Origin of the sequence: Alkalihalobacterium alkalinitrilicum (genome assembly GCF_002019605.1) — a bacterium.
Lineage (GTDB): Bacteria > Bacillota > Bacilli > Bacillales > Bacillaceae_F > Alkalihalobacterium > Alkalihalobacterium alkalinitrilicum.
In genome coordinates, this window is the sequence record NZ_KV917368.1 from 4,694,467 (window position 1) to 4,712,290 (window position 17,824).

15 protein-coding genes, 1 tRNA gene and 1 other annotated feature are annotated in these 17,824 nt (G+C 38.1%); of the genes, 15 read left to right on the forward strand and 1 reads right to left on the reverse strand.

The annotated features are described in order from the left end of the window. Nucleotides 1-65: 65 nt before the first annotated feature. From BK574_RS22690 to BK574_RS22710, 5 genes are all read left to right on the forward strand, one after another. Nucleotides 66-1,145: a GerMN domain-containing protein gene (locus BK574_RS22690; RefSeq protein WP_078430184.1), complete on the forward strand. Its 1,080-nt coding sequence runs from the start codon at nucleotides 66-68 to the stop codon at nucleotides 1,143-1,145. A 167-nt stretch (nucleotides 1,146-1,312) separates the two neighbouring features. Next, nucleotides 1,313-2,089 carry a ribonuclease PH gene (gene rph / locus BK574_RS22695; protein ID WP_078430185.1) on the forward strand — a complete coding sequence of 259 codons (777 nt, stop codon included), beginning with the start codon at nucleotides 1,313-1,315 and terminating at the stop codon, nucleotides 2,087-2,089. Then, nucleotides 2,086-2,667, forward strand: coding sequence for an XTP/dITP diphosphatase (locus BK574_RS22700; RefSeq protein WP_078430186.1), 582 nt, complete (start codon nucleotides 2,086-2,088; stop codon nucleotides 2,665-2,667). The genes rph and BK574_RS22700 overlap by 4 nt, the downstream gene beginning before the upstream one ends. A gap of 47 nt (nucleotides 2,668-2,714) precedes the next feature. Then, the gene (locus BK574_RS22705; protein WP_078430187.1) at nucleotides 2,715-3,233 is read left to right on the forward strand and encodes a metallophosphoesterase family protein; all 519 of its coding nucleotides are present in this window, start codon (nucleotides 2,715-2,717) and stop codon (nucleotides 3,231-3,233) included. Between the two features lie 422 nt (nucleotides 3,234-3,655). Further along, nucleotides 3,656-3,729 (forward strand) — tRNA-Gly (locus BK574_RS22710). Between the two features lie 799 nt (nucleotides 3,730-4,528). Here BK574_RS22710 and BK574_RS22715 read toward each other — a convergent pair. Then, the gene (locus BK574_RS22715) at nucleotides 4,529-4,942 is read right to left on the reverse strand and encodes a hypothetical protein (RefSeq protein WP_158211728.1); all 414 of its coding nucleotides are present in this window, start codon (nucleotides 4,940-4,942) and stop codon (nucleotides 4,529-4,531) included. Between the two features lie 371 nt (nucleotides 4,943-5,313). Here BK574_RS22715 and ilvE point away from each other — a divergent pair, with 371 nt between their 5' ends. The 10 genes from ilvE (at nucleotide 5,314) to BK574_RS22765 (ending at nucleotide 17,783) form a co-directional block, all read left to right on the forward strand. Then, on the forward strand, nucleotides 5,314-6,219 hold the full coding sequence (gene ilvE, locus BK574_RS22720) for a branched-chain-amino-acid transaminase (RefSeq protein WP_078430189.1): 906 nt from the start codon (nucleotides 5,314-5,316) through the stop codon (nucleotides 6,217-6,219). Between the two features lie 49 nt (nucleotides 6,220-6,268). Beyond that, complete coding sequence (gene ilvD, locus BK574_RS22725) at nucleotides 6,269-7,936, forward strand: dihydroxy-acid dehydratase (RefSeq protein ID WP_078430190.1); 1,668 nt, start codon at nucleotides 6,269-6,271, stop codon at nucleotides 7,934-7,936. Nucleotides 7,937-7,959: 23 nt separating this feature from the next. After that, nucleotides 7,960-8,221: a binding site (T-box leader), on the forward strand. A gap of 88 nt (nucleotides 8,222-8,309) precedes the next feature. Then, nucleotides 8,310-10,034, forward strand: coding sequence for an acetolactate synthase large subunit (gene ilvB, locus BK574_RS22730; RefSeq protein WP_078430191.1), 1,725 nt, complete (start codon nucleotides 8,310-8,312; stop codon nucleotides 10,032-10,034). Beyond that, complete coding sequence (gene ilvN / locus BK574_RS22735; protein WP_075385747.1) at nucleotides 10,031-10,549, forward strand: acetolactate synthase small subunit; 519 nt, start codon at nucleotides 10,031-10,033, stop codon at nucleotides 10,547-10,549. Before ilvB ends, ilvN begins: the two co-directional genes overlap by 4 nt. A 51-nt stretch (nucleotides 10,550-10,600) precedes the next feature. Further along, on the forward strand, nucleotides 10,601-11,623 hold the full coding sequence (gene ilvC / locus BK574_RS22740) for a ketol-acid reductoisomerase (RefSeq protein ID WP_075385748.1): 1,023 nt from the start codon (nucleotides 10,601-10,603) through the stop codon (nucleotides 11,621-11,623). Further along, the gene (locus tag BK574_RS22745; protein WP_078430192.1) at nucleotides 11,610-13,145 is read left to right on the forward strand and encodes a 2-isopropylmalate synthase; all 1,536 of its coding nucleotides are present in this window, start codon (nucleotides 11,610-11,612) and stop codon (nucleotides 13,143-13,145) included. Before ilvC ends, BK574_RS22745 begins: the two co-directional genes overlap by 14 nt. Before the next feature lie 40 nt (nucleotides 13,146-13,185). Next, nucleotides 13,186-14,274 (forward strand): 3-isopropylmalate dehydrogenase, encoded by a 1,089-nt coding sequence (leuB, locus tag BK574_RS22750; RefSeq protein ID WP_078430193.1) that lies wholly within the window; start codon nucleotides 13,186-13,188, stop codon nucleotides 14,272-14,274. 48 nt (nucleotides 14,275-14,322) lie between these two features. Next, entirely contained in the window at nucleotides 14,323-15,735 is a 1,413-nt protein-coding gene (gene leuC / locus BK574_RS22755) for a 3-isopropylmalate dehydratase large subunit (protein WP_075385751.1), read from the forward strand. Between the two features lie 79 nt (nucleotides 15,736-15,814). Further along, nucleotides 15,815-16,399 carry a 3-isopropylmalate dehydratase small subunit gene (leuD, locus tag BK574_RS22760; protein ID WP_075385752.1) on the forward strand — a complete coding sequence of 195 codons (585 nt, stop codon included), beginning with the start codon at nucleotides 15,815-15,817 and terminating at the stop codon, nucleotides 16,397-16,399. Nucleotides 16,400-16,739: 340 nt separating this feature from the next. After that, nucleotides 16,740-17,783 carry a tetratricopeptide repeat protein gene (locus BK574_RS22765; protein WP_075385753.1) on the forward strand — a complete coding sequence of 348 codons (1,044 nt, stop codon included), beginning with the start codon at nucleotides 16,740-16,742 and terminating at the stop codon, nucleotides 17,781-17,783. Nucleotides 17,784-17,824: the final 41 nt, after the last annotated feature.

A 17,824-nucleotide genomic window follows, 5' to 3' on the forward strand; every position in this document is an offset into this window, starting at 1 on the left:
GATGGTCTATTTTTAAAAATAGGCTCGTATACATACTAGTACAAACTACCTTAGGAGGGAAAAGAATGAGCAAATTGTTCAAAACAGGAGTCCCGCTGCTACTATTTCTAACGCTAATTATATCTGGATGTTCTCTTGGTTCAAATGATGCGATGCAGGAAATGGATGCTCCTCAAATAAATTATGTTGATGAAGGCGAAGCACTCGAGGAGGAGGAATTTGAAACCATCGGAACGGAAGAAGAACCAGTTGAAGAACAAGATGCACCAATGGAAACTGTAAAAAGAGAGTTATACTTAATTGACCAAAACGGAATGGTAGTTTCACAAACATTTGATTTACCGAGGACTCAAGGTGTCTTAAAACAATCATTAGAGTATTTAGTAGATGGCGGTCCAGTATCTAATCTGCTACCTAATGGTTTTAAAGCGGTATTACCTGCAGGTACTGAAGTAGATGTTCATTTTAAAGAAGAAGAACGAACAGCGATTGCTGACTTCTCTGAAGATTTTAAAACATATAACCCAGAACAAGAGTTACAAATTCTACAATCGATTACTTGGACGCTAACTCAATTTGAAAATGTAGATAAAGTACAGATCCGAATTAACGGATACGATCAAGAAACAATGCCTGTTAATAACACTCCGATTGGAGAAGGTTATAGTCGTACCAATGGTATCAACTTTGAACAAAGTGAAGTGGCTGACGTGGTAAATAGTAAAGGGGTAACCCTTTACTTCCTTGCTCAAAATGGGGACAACACTTATTATGTACCTGTAACGAGACGAGTAAAAAATTCTGATGATCTAATTCAAGAAGTCGTTAATCAGCTCCTCGCAGGGCCTTCTATCTACTCTAATTTACTAACGGATATTAGGAATGGAGCTGAGTTACTAGACAGCCCTAGATATGAAAATGGAGTGGTAACCGTTAATTTTAATGAAGCCATTTTAAATCAAATGGAAAACACAGCTATTTCTGATGAGGTGTTAAACTTGCTCGTATTATCTTTAACTGAACAGCCTGGTGTTGAAAAAGTAGCGATTGAAGTGAATGGAGAAGCGAAGGTCTTGAAAGCTTCAGGTGAGCCTTTGTCTGAGCCAGTTGGACGACCAATCAATGTTAATACAGGAAAATTTTAAAGACGAGCATATTAGATTAAAGGAAAATTTGCTATAATAACGAAGTAGTTTAAGAAGGGCAGCAACATTGCTGCCTTTTTACGTGGACAGCGAATTTCACCTTATATTCGAATGAAAAAAGGTGGATACTACATAAGTAAGGCTTTTACAGGGAGGAATTTTATTAAATGAGAATAGATAATAGAGAACAAGACCAATTACGAGAAGTAGAAATTATTAGAGATTACTTAATGCACCCAGAAGGATCTGTCCTTATTTCTTTTGGGAATACGAAAGTGATATGTACTGCTTCAATCGAAGATAGAGTTCCGCCTTTTATGAGAAATCAAGGCAAAGGTTGGATTACCGCTGAATATTCGATGTTACCAAGAGCAACCGAACAAAGAAATATTCGTGAATCGTCCAAAGGGAAAGTAAGTGGACGAACAATGGAAATACAACGCTTGATTGGAAGAGCATTACGGACTGTCATTGATTTAGAAAAATTGGGTGAGAGAACCGTATGGATTGATTGTGATGTTATCCAAGCTGATGGTGGGACGCGAACAGCTGCGATTACAGGAGCTTATGTTGCTATGGTGTTAGCATTACAAAAATATGTTGAGAAAAAGAAACTAATCGAATTGCCTGTTACCGATTTTTTAGCAGCTGTTTCTGTTGGTATTACCAACGAACAAGGTGAAATTTTAGACTTGTGTTATCGTGAAGACGCAAGTGCTGAAGTGGACATGAATGTTGTCATGACAGGTAAAGGAGAATTTGTTGAACTTCAGGGAACTGGAGAAGAAGCGACGTTTTCACGTAAACAGTTAGATAAACTTTTATATTTGGCTGAACTAGGAATTGAAGATTTAATCGAAAAACAAAAAACAGCACTTGGTGAAAAGATATCAGAAGTGCTAACGAAAAAAATAGAAGGAACGCAAGGGGAAGCAACAGAATGAAAGAAATAATCGTAGCTACAAAAAATAAAGGGAAAGTGAAAGAGTTTGAAGCGATACTAGGGCAACTAGGCTATACAATCACTTCTCTTTTTGATTACCCAGACATACCAGACGTTGAGGAAACAGGTGAAACTTTTGTTGATAATGCGCTTTTAAAGGCAACTACAATCGCAAATCATTTGCAGAAGCCTGTAATTGCGGATGATTCAGGGCTTATTGTTGATGCTTTAGACGGGAGACCAGGAGTGTTCTCGGCTCGTTATGCTGGAGAAAGTAAAAATGATGCCGAAAATCTAATGAAAGTATTAACAGAAATGGAAGGAATTCCTGAGAAAGAGAGAACGGCTCGCTTTCATTGTGCGATCGCCCTAGCATATCCAGATGGATATACAGAATGTTTTGAAGGAAGTTGTGAAGGGAAAATAACAAAAGAACCTGAAGGAGTAAATGGCTTCGGTTATGATCCGATTATGTACATAGAAGAGAAACAAAAAACGATGGCACAATTAACATCTGAAGAAAAAAATGAAATTAGCCATCGTGCAAAAGCTCTTCAACAATTAAAAGAGAGATGGTAAGACATCACATAACCAAAATGAAGTGGTAGTAAACGGGAGATGAGCAAATGCCAAAAATTCTAATTATAAGTGATAGCCATGGTTGGAGAACCGAGCTATTGAATGTATTAGAACGCCATCGAAAAGAAGTTGATTACATTGTTCATTGTGGAGACTCAGAATTAGAAATAGATGCAAAAGAGTTAAAAGGTGTAATAGTAGTAAGAGGAAATTGTGATTGGGGAAGTGAATTCCCTGAGGATGTAACATTAAATATATCAGAGCAAATGACGCTTTATGCCACTCATGGTCATCACTATAATGTAAAAATGACGTCTGTTCCATTAAGCTATCGCGCAGAAGAAGTCGGAGCACAAATCGTTTGTTTCGGTCATTCCCATATTGCAACCACTTTTATGGAAAATGGAGTAGTCTATATAAATCCAGGCAGTATTAGGCTGCCGCGAAACCGAAAAGAACAAACGTATTGTATGTGTACGATAGAAAATAATAACCAAGTTGACGTGACGTTTTATTCTATAGAAGGTAAAATCGTAGAAGATTTATCCCGCAACAACTGGCAGTAATACCCCCATTTCAAGACTTCGAGGAATCAAATAAGGATAAGTGGAGGATAAATCACTAGTAATTAGATAAATGAACATAGAATGCGCCACGTCCTGTGGCCCTCAACTAACCATCAGTGGGGGAAGAGGAAACCCCCTAACTGATGGAAGTTTCACTTTATCGAATACTTACGCGATAAAGAGTCGGCTTGTATGGAATACATATTGCATGTAGTTGACTTAAAAATGAAAATACACATTTTACTTATAATGATCCTAATAATATGGTATACTATATAAGTAAAGTCTTTAGTAGTAATTAAATTGAGTCAGCAACATTTAAAAAGTTTTAAGGAACTGTTGACTTTTGATCTGAAATATTATATATTATTAATTGTCGTTACGAACATTGTTTCTAACGCAACACACAAAATCAATAACATGCGGGTGTAGTTTAATGGTAAAACTCTAGCCTTCCAAGCTAATGTCGTGGGTTCGATTCCCATCACCCGCTCCAAATTTATTTGTCCCAGTAGCTCAGCAGGATAGAGCAACGGCCTTCAAGAATAGGAGCCTCTGTAAGAAAAGAGAAACTTGCAGAGTGGACGACACTATATCGGTGAAGCCTTAACAGGTAATGCTGATGGTAATACCGAGGAAACTTACGATCTCCAAAGGAGTGGTTGGATTGAAACACCACACGAAGACTAAAGGAGATTTAGGTGTTTTAAAGGCTCAGCATAATTTCGAAAGATCTATTACACTGAGGGTAAAAACGCCAAAGAATAATCAAACAAAGTATATTCACAATGCTATTGATTATCGTGAGGTTCCGTAGAGACTACACGTGTCGCACCTGAAATGGTGAAGATATAGTCCAGACTACAAACAACAATAGTTGGTGGCGAAAGCCATGGTGGTAAGCTAAGCCGTCGGTCGGGAGTTCGAATCTCTCCTGGGACGCCATTACATAATAATCAAGCACTCTTATCTTTTGATAGGGGTGTTTTTTTATGCCCAACGATAAAGTATTGCATAAATAGCAAAAACGGCGAACGGATCGTTCTCCTCCCTTTTTTACTAACGCTAAGATCTCAACTTCAAGGCATTGAGGAAAAAAGACGAAGTGGGAGACAAGGTTTGAGTTACAAACAAAAGAACACAGACTAAGGAAGCCTCGACCTGTGAGATCCATATCGTGTGGAGCTCGCCTAACATTCAGTGGGGATAAATAAAATCACACTTTGTAATGTAACTAGTCATAAACGTTAAAAGAGAGAGCGGCACCTACCTTATCCGCTCTCTCTTTTAAATAATTAAGAAAGAAGTTGTTTATAGCTGTTTGCTTCTTGATGGATTTGAAGAACGACGTTTTTAACATTGTTATTTAGGTCTTCTTCGTTATAGTAGATAATAGTCCAACCTTCTTTTTTTAACGTTTTCTCAAATTTTTCATCCCTAGCTTGCTTTTCATCGATAATCGCAATTCGAAAAGGGATAAGTGCTAAGTTAATAACGAACCTTCCGCACTCTACATAAGGGGTTACATAATAATTCTGTGAAAAGAGTGCTTGATACAATTTTCGTTCACAATCTTTTTTGCACTTATGTTCTTCTAAATTCACGGGTACGAGAAAAGGTGGTTTTTTTCTTCGAATGGAAAGTGTAGGTAAAGCAATTTTAGTAAATAAAATTTTGTAATTTTTCCATTTAATTTTTAACATATTCATCACCGAACCTAGTTTTTACAATTCTTCTTCTAACTATTACAAAAGAAGTAAAATTCTTTCTAACTAGAGGTAAAAAATTTTAAAATAACATTTTCCTAATGTAGTAATGATGTAAGCGGATACAACAAAATTCACAAATCGAAATAGTCAAAAAATTTTAGAAAAAGTGGTTGACCAGCACCGATAATAAGCGTATTATAATCCTCAAATACAAAATTGTTTGAAAAGAAAAATAACAAACAAAATGCATAGATAAAGATAATCTTTTATAATTAATCACTTAATCATTGTAGAAAATGATATGTTTCTATCTATACGACAAGAATTCAAAATTTTCTAACAATTGTTACGCAACAAGAGGAGTGTATCGTATGAGTGAACAATGGATTTATTTAAATGGGGAATTTGTTGAAAAGCATAATGCGAAGGTTTCAGTATATGATCACGGCTTTTTATATGGTGATGGTGTATTCGAAGGAATTCGTGTTTATGACGGTAACATTTTTCAGTTAAAAGAACATTTAGAGCGACTCTATAATTCAGCAAAATCAATTCTGCTTACTATTCCTCATTCATTAGAGGAGTTAACGCAGATTATTGTCGAAACGATAAAGATTAATGAACTACAAGACGCTTATATTCGCCTGGTTGTTTCAAGAGGAGTAGGTAACTTAGGATTAGATCCAGCATCATGTCCTACACCTAACGTAATTGTTATTGCAGAACAATTATCTATCTTTCCAAAAGAATTATACGATAAAGGGTTAGAGATTGTTACAGTAGCAACAAGACGAAATCGACCAGATGTTTTAAGTCCTAAAGTAAAATCACTTAATTATTTAAATAATATATTAGTAAAAATAGAAGCATCATTAGCTGGAGTAAGTGAAGCATTGATGTTAAATAATGAAGGTTATGTAGCAGAAGGATCAGCAGACAACGTATTTATTGTTAAAGGAAACAAAATTCTTACACCTCCAGGTTATATTGGAGCACTAGAAGGAATTACAAGAAATGCGATTATCGACATAGCTAAAGATCTTGGATATGAAGTCAAGGAAGAGCCATTTACCCGCCATGACGTCTATGTAGCTGATGAAGTATTTTTAACTGGTACAGCAGCAGAAGTCATTGCTGTTGTAAAAGTAGACGGTAGAGTCATTGGTGATGGGAAACCAGGTAAAGAAACAAATAAATTACTTCAAGCGTTCCGTCAAAAAGTCGTTGAAGATGGCGAAAAAGTGTACTCAGCTAATACAGAAGTAGAAGTTAGCTAAAAAAACGTTCAAGTAGAAGATAAGACAAAAGATGTGGGAGAGAACAAATATGAGAAGTAATATGATTAAAAAAGGCATCGATCGTGCCCCACACCGAAGTTTACTAAGGGCTGCTGGGGTAAAAGAAGAGGATATGGACAAACCATTTATCGGTGTTTGTAATTCATACATCGATATCATTCCAGGGCACATGCATTTAAATAAGTTTGCCGAAGTTGCAAAGGAAGCAATCCGAGAAGCTGGAGGTATTCCGTTTGAATTTAACACAATTGGTGTGGATGACGGGATCGCAATGGGACATATCGGAATGCGTTATTCATTACCAAGTCGAGAAATTATTTGTGACGCAGCTGAAACAGTGATCAATGCGCACTGGTTTGATGGAGTATTTTACATCCCAAACTGTGACAAAATAACTCCAGGTATGCTTATGGCATCTGTTCGGACAAATGTTCCATCTGTCTTTGTATCAGGAGGACCGATGGAAGCAGGAAGAACGAAAGATGGAAAGAGTTTATCACTAGCATCTGTATTTGAAGGTGTCGGAGCATTTGCTTCTGGAAGTATGTCACGTGAGGAACTATTAGAAATTGAACAATCAGCATGCCCGACATGTGGATCTTGTTCAGGGATGTTCACAGCTAACTCAATGAATACATTAATGGAAATGCTCGGTGTAGCCCTTCCAGGAAATGGAACACTTGTAGCAACTTCAGAAGGTAGACATCAATTAATAAAAGATGCAGCTAAACATTTAATGACGTTAATAGAAAAAGATATTCGTCCACGTGACATCATTACAAAAGAAGCAATTGACGATGCATTCGCATTAGATATGGCAATGGGTGGATCAACAAATACTGTTCTTCATACATTAGCGATTGCGAATGAAGCAGAAATTGATTATAACATTAGCGACATTAACAAAATTGCTGAACGTGTACCGTATTTAAGTAAAATTAGTCCAGCATCGGACTATTCAATGGATGATGTTCATAAAGCGGGTGGTGTTAGTGCCATCATGAAAGAACTTTGTCAAATTGAAGGAGCGATCCATCCTGAACGTATTACGATTTCAGGTAAAACAATTTGGGAAACTGTTAAAGATGCTGAAATCACGAATGATGAAGTTATTCGTAGAAAAGATAATCCTTATAGCTCAGTAGGTGGATTATCGGTGTTATTCGGAAATTTAGCACCAGATGGTGGAGTTATAAAAGTTGGAGCTGTAGATGCATCCATCAAAGTATTTGAAGGTGATGCTATCGTCTATAACTCACAAGAAGAAGCACTAGAAGGAATTAACAACGGCGATGTAAGAGAAGGTCATGTTGTCGTCATTCGTTATGAAGGTCCAAAAGGTGGACCAGGAATGCCTGAAATGCTAGCACCGACTTCATCGATTGTTGGACGCGGCTTAGGAACAAAGGTTGCACTAATTACTGATGGACGTTTCTCGGGTGCCTCAAGAGGTATTTCAATTGGTCATATTAGCCCAGAAGCAGCTGAGGGTGGACCAATTGCCTTTGTTGAAAATGGAGACAAAATCACATTAGATTTAACCAACCGTACGATTACACTCAATGTTGATGATGTTGAGCTGGCAAATAGAAAAGAAGGTTGGAAAGAGCCAGAACCGAAAGTGAAAAAAGGTTACTTAGCTCGCTATTCTAAACTAGTTACATCAGCTAATACTGGTGGCGTCATGAAAATATAACAATAGATATAAATAACTATAAATATAAAACGTTGAAGAGGAAAAGTAGTTAGTAAGGAACAGCATCTACAGAGAGCCGCATGTGCTGAGAGGCGGCGATGCTCCTACTGATGAACTCACCTCTGAGTGCCAATTCGAACGTAAGCAAGTAGGGTTGGTCGGGTGTTCACTGCACTCGTTATTAAAACTGGATGTGGTTTAAAGCTACGTCTATAAGGTGACACTTGTAAAAGTGTCATAAAAAAGGGTGGTACCGTGGAAAGATAACATCTTTTCGCCCCTTCTGCTAGAACCAATAGGTTCATTGATGGGGTGGAGAGGTGTTTTTATTTATATTTAGTCAAAAATCAACTGGTAGTGAGGAGGAAGAAAATTGAGTACCAAGTTGAAAAACAAAGATCTTTCAGTAGTAGAGGAGCAGCAACCATTATCAGGGTCTAGCATGTTAATTAGAGCACTTGCTAAAGAAGGTGTTGATGTTATCTTTGGCTATCCTGGTGGGGCAATTTTACCGACATATGATGAAATTTATAAGTCTGGCATTCGTCATATACTCGCTCGTCACGAGCAAGGAGCTATTCATGCGGCTGAAGGGTATGCAAGAGTCTCAGGTAAACCAGGGGTTTGTATAGTGACATCTGGTCCTGGAGCAACAAATGTTGTTACTGGTATTGCTGATGCAATGATTGACTCATTACCACTCGTTGTTATTACCGGCCAAGTGGCAACTTCAGTTATTGGTACAGATGCTTTCCAGGAAGCTGACATGATTGGTATCACAATGCCAATTACAAAGCACAATTTTCAAGTAAGAAAGGTCGAGGAACTCCCACGCATTATGAAAGAAGCTTTTCATATTGCAACAACGGGTAGACCCGGACCAGTACTTATCGATTTACCGAAAGATGTTTCAGTTGCTACAGGGTTGTTTAATTATGATAAAGAAGTGGATTTACCAGGTTATCAACCGACTGTCATTCCCAATAAATTACAAATCAGAAAACTTGCCGAAGCAGTTGCTGAAGCAAAAAAGCCTTGTATTTTATCTGGGGCTGGTGTCCTTCACGCACATGCATACGACGAATTATTTGAATACGCTGAAAAAATGCGCATTCCAGTGGCAAGTACATTATTAGGTCTTGGAGCATTTCCAGGTGAAAATGAGTTGTTTTTGGGAATGGCTGGTATGCATGGGACATACGCTGCCAATATGGCTATTCACCAAAGTGACTTATTAATTAGTATCGGTGCCCGTTTTGATGATCGCCTAACTGGAGCCTTACAGCACTTTGCTCCAAATGCAAAGATCGCTCACATCGATATCGATCCAGCTGAAATAGGTAAGAACATAGAAACAGCTATTCCAGTTGTAGGTGATGCGAAAGCAGCATTAAAAATGCTTTTAGAAGAAAATGGTGCCGTAGGAGAAACTGGAGTTTGGTTAGCTGAGTTAACAAAGATGAAAGCAGAGTATCCACTTTGGTATAAAGAAGATGGAGAAACAATAAAACCACAAAAGCTAATGGAGTTAATATATGAAGTAACAAATGGTGAAGCTATTGTTACAACAGACGTTGGGCAACATCAAATGTGGGCAGCACAATATTACAAGTTTAATAAGCCGAACCGTTGGGTTACATCAGGTGGTTTAGGAACGATGGGCTTTGGTTTTCCAGCAGCTATTGGAGCTCAATTCGCAGAGCCTGATACACCAGTCGTTTCTATCTTAGGTGATGCTGGGTTCCAAATGACAGCACAAGAGCTTTCTATCCTTCAAGATTTAAATTTACCAGTGAAAATTATTATCGTAAATAATTCTGCACTCGGTATGGTTCGTCAATGGCAACAGCTTTTCTATGAAGAACGCTACTCGAATTCAGTATTTAATACACAGCCGAACTTTGTAAAACTAGCGGAAGCTTATGATGTTAAGGGGATGCGAATTGATAAAGTCGAGGATGTAAAAGGCGCGTTAGAAGAGGCACTTGCTCACGATGGTCCAGTTTTAATGGACTTTAGAGTTACTCAAGTAGAAAACGTATATCCAATGATTGCTCCTGGTAAAGGACAGCATGAAATGGAGGGAATTAAACCATGAAACGAACAATAACTGCTCTAGTCAATAATACGTCAGGTGTACTTAATCGAATTACAGGGTTATTTGCCAGACGTAATTTCAATATTGAAAGTATCACTGTAGGAATAACTGAAAATCCTTCCATTTCGAGAATGACATTTGTAGTCGTTGTCGATACGATTGGGAATATTGATCAAGTCATCAAACAACTAAACAAACAAGTGGACATTCTTAAAGTAAGGGATATTACTGATGAACAAACAGTGGCTAGAGAACTAGCGTTAATTAAAGTAGGTGTTACTCCACAACAGCGTGGTGAAATAGCAGCTCTTGTCAATCCATTTAGAGCAGCGATCATTGATGTAGCTCGTGAAAATATGACGATTGAAATTACTGGAGATCATGAAAAAGTCGAGGCGTTATTAGACCTCCTTAGACCGTATGGCATTCAAGACTTAGCCCGTACAGGAATTACTGCACTTAAACGTGGAACAAAAAGATCTCTTGATACAAACCGAATTACACTAATTAATTAATTTTTAATTATAAAAAAAACTAAACTAACATTTAAAGAGGAGAGATTTATCATGGCAAACATCTATTATAACGGAGATATCAACGAAGGCGTATTACAAGGGAAAACTGTAGCAATTATCGGATATGGTTCTCAAGGTCATGCTCATGCACAAAACTTACGTGAAAGTGGAACTAGTGTTGTTGTAGGCCTACGCCCAGGGAAATCTTTTGATCAAGCGGTAAATGACGGATTTGAAGTACTACCAGTTCGTGAAGCTGCTGCAAAAGCTGAAGTAATCATGGTATTACTTCCAGACGAAAACCAACCAAAAGTTTATAAAGAATCAATTGAGCCTGAATTAACAGCTGGTAAAGCATTAGTATTTGCTCACGGTTTCAACATTCACTTCAACCAAATTCAACCTCCAGCTGATGTTGATGTATTCTTAGCTGCACCTAAAGGGCCAGGACACCTAGTACGTCGTACGTACACTGAAGGTGCTGGGGTTCCAGGACTTATCGCAGTATATCAAGATGCAACAGGTCAAGCAAAAGAACTTGCATTAGCTTATGCAAAACAAATTGGGTCAGCTCGTGGTGGTGTTATTGAAACGACATTCCAAGAAGAAACAGAAACTGATTTATTCGGTGAGCAAGCAGTACTTTGTGGTGGAACTACAGCGCTAGTAAAAGCTGGTTTTGAAACGTTAGTAGAAGCAGGATATCAACCTGAAGTAGCGTACTTCGAATGTTTACATGAGTTAAAACTTATCGTTGACTTAATGTATGAAGGTGGACTTGAGGGAATGCGTTACTCAATCTCTGATACAGCTCAATGGGGTGACTTCGTTGCAGGACCTCAAGTTGTAACTGAAGATACGAAAAAAGCGATGAAATCAATCTTAAGTGATATTCAAACAGGTAAATTTGCTAAAGGTTGGATCTTAGAAAACCAAGCAAACCGTCCTGAGTTTAACGCAATCAATGAAAGTGAGAAAAAACATCCAATTGAAGTGGTTGGCCGTGAGCTTCGTGAAATGATGCCTTTCGTCAAGGCCAAATCAAAAGGAGTGGTAGGTAGTGCGAAAAATTAATGTATTCGATACAACTTTAAGAGACGGTGAACAATCAGCGGGTGTCAATTTAAACTTTGAAGAAAAAATGGAAATCGCCAAGCAATTAGAAAGACTTGGGGTTGACGTGATGGAAGCCGGTTTTCCGGCTGCCTCCCCTGGGGACTTTAATTCAGTAAAAGCGATTGCTGATACGATTAAAGGATGCTCAGTGATAGGATTATCACGAAGCGTAGAATCAGATATTGATGCTGCTTGGGATGCGTTAAAGGGTGGGGCAGAGCCTCGCCTCCATGTTTTCATTGCTACTTCGCCAATTCATATGGAGCATAAGCTTCGTTTAACACCAGACCAAGTTGTTGAAAATGCAGTAGCAGCTGTAAAATATGCAGCAACCCGTTTTCCAAAAATTCAATGGTCCGCAGAAGATGCGTGTCGTTCAGACTTAGACTTTTTAGTGCGTATCATTGAACAAGTAATTGACGCTGGTGCTTCCGTCATTAACATCCCAGATACAGTCGGATATATTACACCAAAAGAAATTACTCATATTTTCAGTTATTTAAAAAATAATGTAAGAAATATGGATAAAGCAATTCTTTCAACACATTGTCATGATGACTTAGGATTAGCAACTGCCAACTCACTTGCTGCAATTGAAGCAGGCGCTGACCAAGTTGAATGTACGATTAACGGAATTGGGGAGCGAGCAGGTAATGCGTCACTTGAAGAAATTGCCGTTGCTCTTCATATTCGTAACGATTTTTATAAAGCAAATACAGGAATAACGTTGAAAGAAATTAAACGTACGAGTTCACTAGTAAGTAAATTAACGGGAATGATTGTCCCTAATAATAAAGCTGTCGTTGGTAATAATGCATTCGCTCACGAAAGTGGTATTCATCAAGATGGTGTTTTAAAAGAAAAATCAACGTATGAAATTATTACACCAGAACTTGTTGGAGTATCATCTAATCGTATGGTACTAGGAAAACATTCTGGGCGTCATGCATTTAAAGATAAAATTAAAGAGCTCGGATATACAGCTTCTGACGAGCAACTTAACAAAGTATTTAAAGCTTTTAAAGAACTCGCTGATAAGAAAAAAGAAATCACTGAAGATGATATCTTTGCTCTTATGACAGAAGAGAAAATTGGTGCAGCTGTTCAGTACTATGAAGTTGATAGCTTACAAGTTAATTATGGTACAGCGAACATTCCAACAGCAACGATTACGATGAAAATGCCAGATGGCGAAGTGGTTCAAGAAGCGGCAACTGGATCAGGAAGTGTTGAAGCGATTTACAATACGCTGGAGCGTATTATCGCATCACCTGTCAAACTTTTAGACTATCGTATTCAATCAATTACTGGTGGTAGAGATGCCCTCGCAGAAGTATACGTAAAGGTACGTTTCGATGGAACTGAAACGAGCGGACGCGGAACAGCTCATGACGTATTAGAAGCATCAGCGCGTGCATATATCAACGCAGTAAATCGTGTGTTAAATCGGAAATCACGTGAACTAGAACCTGTAGAGTAAAAGAAGTAGTAAATGGGTTAATAAGTGGGAGATGAGTGATTTGAAAAAGAAGATTACAGTTTTACCTGGTGACGGAATTGGCCCTGAAGTGATCCAAGGGGCCCTTCAAGTATTAGATGCGATCGCAGAAAAATATAATCATGAATTTGAATATATTTACGCTAAAATTGGTGGAGTGGCGATAGACGAATGTGATACACCACTTCCGCAAGAAACCATTGATGCATGTAAATCAAGTGACGGTGTTCTACTAGGCGCAGTTGGGGGACCAAAATGGGATACGTTACCAGGTCACATGAGGCCTGAAAAAGGGTTATTAGGTATTCGTAAAGCGTTAGATCTTTTTGCAAACCTTCGTCCTGTAACAGCACATGATAGTTTAGCGGACTCTTCAACATTGAAAAGAGAAGTCATTGACGGTGTTGATTTGATGATCGTTCGTGAATTAACGGGTGGTTTATACTTTGGTGAACCGCGTGAACGTCGTGAAGAGGGTGATGATCTTGTTGTCGTTGACACGCTAGCGTACAAACGAAGTGAGATCGAACGAATTATGAAGCAAGGATTTGAGTTAGCACGAGTACGTAATAAGAAATTAATGTCTGTCGATAAAGCCAATGTATTAGAATCAAGTCGCGTCTGGCGTGAAGTAGCTATTGAAGTAGGTAAAGATTATCCAGACGTTGAACTAGAACATATGCTTGTAGATAATGCTGCGATGCAATTAATTCGCAATCCAAAACAATTTGATGTCATCGTTACAGAAAACATGTTTGGAGATATTTTAAGTGATGAAGCATCGATGCTTACAGGTTCATTAGGTATGTTACCGTCTGCAAGTATCGGAAGTGGTGGACCAGGATTATACGAACCGATCCATGGATCAGCTCCTGACATTGCAGGTCAAAATAAAGCTAATCCACTGGCAACGATTGCATCGGTTGCAATGATGCTTAAGTATTCGTTCGGAATGATTGAGGAAGCGACTGCGATTGATCAAGCGATTAGCGAGGTACTTGAAGCTGGTTTCCGTACAGGAGATATTGCGAAGCCAGGCGAGGAAACTCTTTCTACAACAGAAATGACGGCAAAGGTCATTGAACTGATTAAAGGAGAAGTAGTCGTATAACGTTGAACAACCTCTTATAGGAAAATATGAAAGTGGAGGAAGAGTAGAATGAAACCAAAAACAATTATTGAAAAGATTTGGGAAAACCATACAGTGCTTGATGAACCTGGTAAACCAAATCTACTATATATTGATTTGCACATGGTTCATGAAGTTACTTCACCGCAAGCATTTGAAGGGCTTAGAATTAACGATCGTAAAGTTCGCCGTCCGGATTTAACGTTTGCAACTATGGACCACAATGTACCAACTGTCGATCGTTTAAACGTTACGGATCCAATTGCAAAAAAACAAATGGAGACATTAGAAAACAATTGTAACGAGTTTGGCATTACAATCGCTGGAATTGATAGCCCTGATAATGGAATCGTACATGTTATTGGACCAGAACTTGGCTTAACACAGCCAGGTAAAACCATTGTTTGTGGTGATAGTCACACGGCAACTCACGGCGCATTCGGAGCATTAGCGTTTGGAATTGGAACGAGTGAAGTTGAACATGTTTTAGCGACACAATCTTTGTGGCAAAGTAAACCAAAGACGATGGAAGTTCGAGTTAATGGCCGTTTGGCACAAGGCATTACAGCAAAAGATGTTATTTTAGCGATTATCGCTAAATTTGGTGTTGATTTCGGAACAGGATATGTAATGGAATATACAGGTGAAGCTATCCATGGTATGACGATGGAAGAGCGAATGACGATCTGTAATATGTCCATTGAAGCTGGTGCGAAAGCAGGACTCATTAGCCCAGACCAAGTGACATATGACTACTTAAAAGGTCGTGTATATGTCCCACAAGGTGAAGAATTTGAAAAAGTCGTTGAAAAATGGAAAGCATTGGCTACTGACGAAGGTGCCGTTTATGACAAGTCTGTTGTCATTGAAGCAGATGAAATTCAGCCGATGGTCACATGGGGAACAAATCCATCACAAGGTATTGGTATTGATCAACCAATTCCTAGTCCAGAAGATGTGACGACTACTTCAGAAAAGAAAGCCATTGAACAAGCGCTTGAGTACATGGGCTTAGAGCCAGGTACAAAAATGTCAGAAGTGGGTATTCAACACGTATTTATTGGATCATGTACAAATTCTCGAATGAGTGATCTTCGTGCAGCGGCTGCTGTTGCAAAAGGTAGAAAAGTAGCAGTAGGTGTACGTGCTATCGTCGTTCCAGGATCTCAAAAAATCAAACAACGTGCTGAAGAAGAAGGTTTAGACAAAATTTTTGTTGAAGCTGGATTCGAATGGCGTGAGTCAGGATGTAGTATGTGTTTGAGTATGAACCCAGACTTTGTTCCTGAGGGAGAGCGTTGTGCGTCTACTTCAAACCGTAACTTCGAAGGTCGTCAAGGTAAAGGGGCAAGGACCCACCTTGTAAGTCCAGCTATGGCAGCGGCTGCGGCGATCAATGGAAAATTTGTAGATGTACGTACATTAGATAAATCACCAGTTTAAATAAAACATTATTTACTTCAATCGTGTAGATTGAGCCTAGTACACAAATACTTATCTAAAGTAGAAGAAGGTGGAAAATATGGAACCAATCGTAGTTCATACTGGAAAAGCGGCTGGAATGAACCGAGTAAACGTTGATACTGATCAAATCATTCCGAAGCAGTTTTTAAAACGTATTGAGCGTACTGGATTTGGAAAATTTTTATTCTTTGACTGGCGTTATAATGCAGACGGAACAGATAATCCAAACTTTGAGTTAAACCAACCTCATAATCAAGGTTCAACAATCTTAGTTGCAGCTAATAATTTCGGCTGTGGTTCGTCTCGTGAACATGCTCCTTGGGCATTACAAGATTATGGCTTTAAAGTAGTTATCGCACCAAGTTTTGCTGATATTTTCTATAATAACTGTTTTAAAAATGGGATCCTTCCTATTCGTTTAGAAGAAGCTCAAGTGTATGAATTAATTGAAAAAGCAGACAGAGACATTTATGAACTGACTGTAAACTTGAAAGAGCAAAAAGTTACAGACTCTAAAGGTTTTGAAGCTTCTTTTGAGATCGATCCTTATTGGAAAGAAATGCTTATTAACGGTTGGGATGAAATTGGATTAACGTTACGTTATGAAGATAAGATTTCGGAATATGAAAAAGCAAATGCTTAAATAATCATAGGAGCTGAGGAAATTTTCCTCAGCTTTCTTATATAGTAGTTGTTGCAACAGAAAAAGTATTTTAAAATGGAATAAGTAGATCAATATAAATTAAGGGAAAATAGTTTTCTAACCTTGGATTTATCTAACTAGAACTGTTTTTACGGTTGTTTATTTTTGTAACCGCTTCCAGTAAGAGTGGAGTAAAACTTAACTTCATTTCCAGGCCATAAACAGTTACATTGAAGCCTATGTTTTAGACGGATATCTCCTATGCAAACGTTTGTATTTGACCCTATGAACTGTTAGACTTATTAGTAATTGATCAATTTTCCAAGAGTGGAGCGTTCATATGAATGATGAAACGAAAAGCAAAGAAAATGTAATTCCATTTCCTGGAGTTGTTGAAAAACTAGTGGAGAAAGGAATGGATGCATTAAAGGAAAAACGACTAAATGATGCATTAGAAGACTTCCAACAAGCATTAAAACATAATCAAAACCATCCTCAAGCTCGTTATGGAGTTGTTCTTACTTATATCGAATTAGGTCAATTAGATGATGCCGTTGCTGAGAGTAAGCGAATGTTACAAGAAGGAATTGGCGATTATTTTGATGTATTGCAAGTTCATGTATCACTTCTAGTCCAACTTGCCTGCTATGAAGAGGTTGTTACAATGTTAGAAGCGGTTTTAGCAGAGGGGAAATTACCTTCTACTCAAGCGGAAACTTTTTATCAGTTGTTACATTTTAGTCGCCAAATGAGTGAAGATGATCATCATATTGTAGATGATACGCTTATTAAAGTAAAAGAAGCTGAGGACGAGCCACCAATTGAGCTTATAAACCTTTTAGACGATCAAAATGTAAAGAAACAATGGGCAGCCATTCAAAAATTAAAAAAACATAATCATCCGCTTGTTTTTGAAAAATACATAGAGTTTCTAAAAGATGAAGAAAAAGATCTCATACTTAAAACACTCATTCTTCAAAATTTAAAAGACAAAAACATAGATGAACAAGTTGAAATAAGAAAATTAGGTCAAGTTGAATACATAAACCCGCAAGCTTTAACCGATTTATTTGAAAATCCGTTCGGTCAAAAAGTAGCAAACAGGATTACTTATCACTTAGAACAAGATAATCCGAGCTTGAAAGAGATGGTTTTACAGCTATGGTGGCAATATCTTTTTGCACTCGTTCCCTTTTCACCACAGCCTAAAGAAGAGAATGTTTGGGCAGGAGCTGTCCATTTAGTTGTGGTTGAAAGCTTAGGTGCAGAATTTGATGAAAAAGAAATTTCCGAACAGTATAATGTAAATGTAAATGAGTTGGTGAAGGCAGCTAATGAACTCGTGGCTGTTGAAGAGCAGGTATTTCAAGGGGTTGAGTTGTAAACTGCATTGAACTTTTCTTGAAATGCGTCTCTAGTATGTTA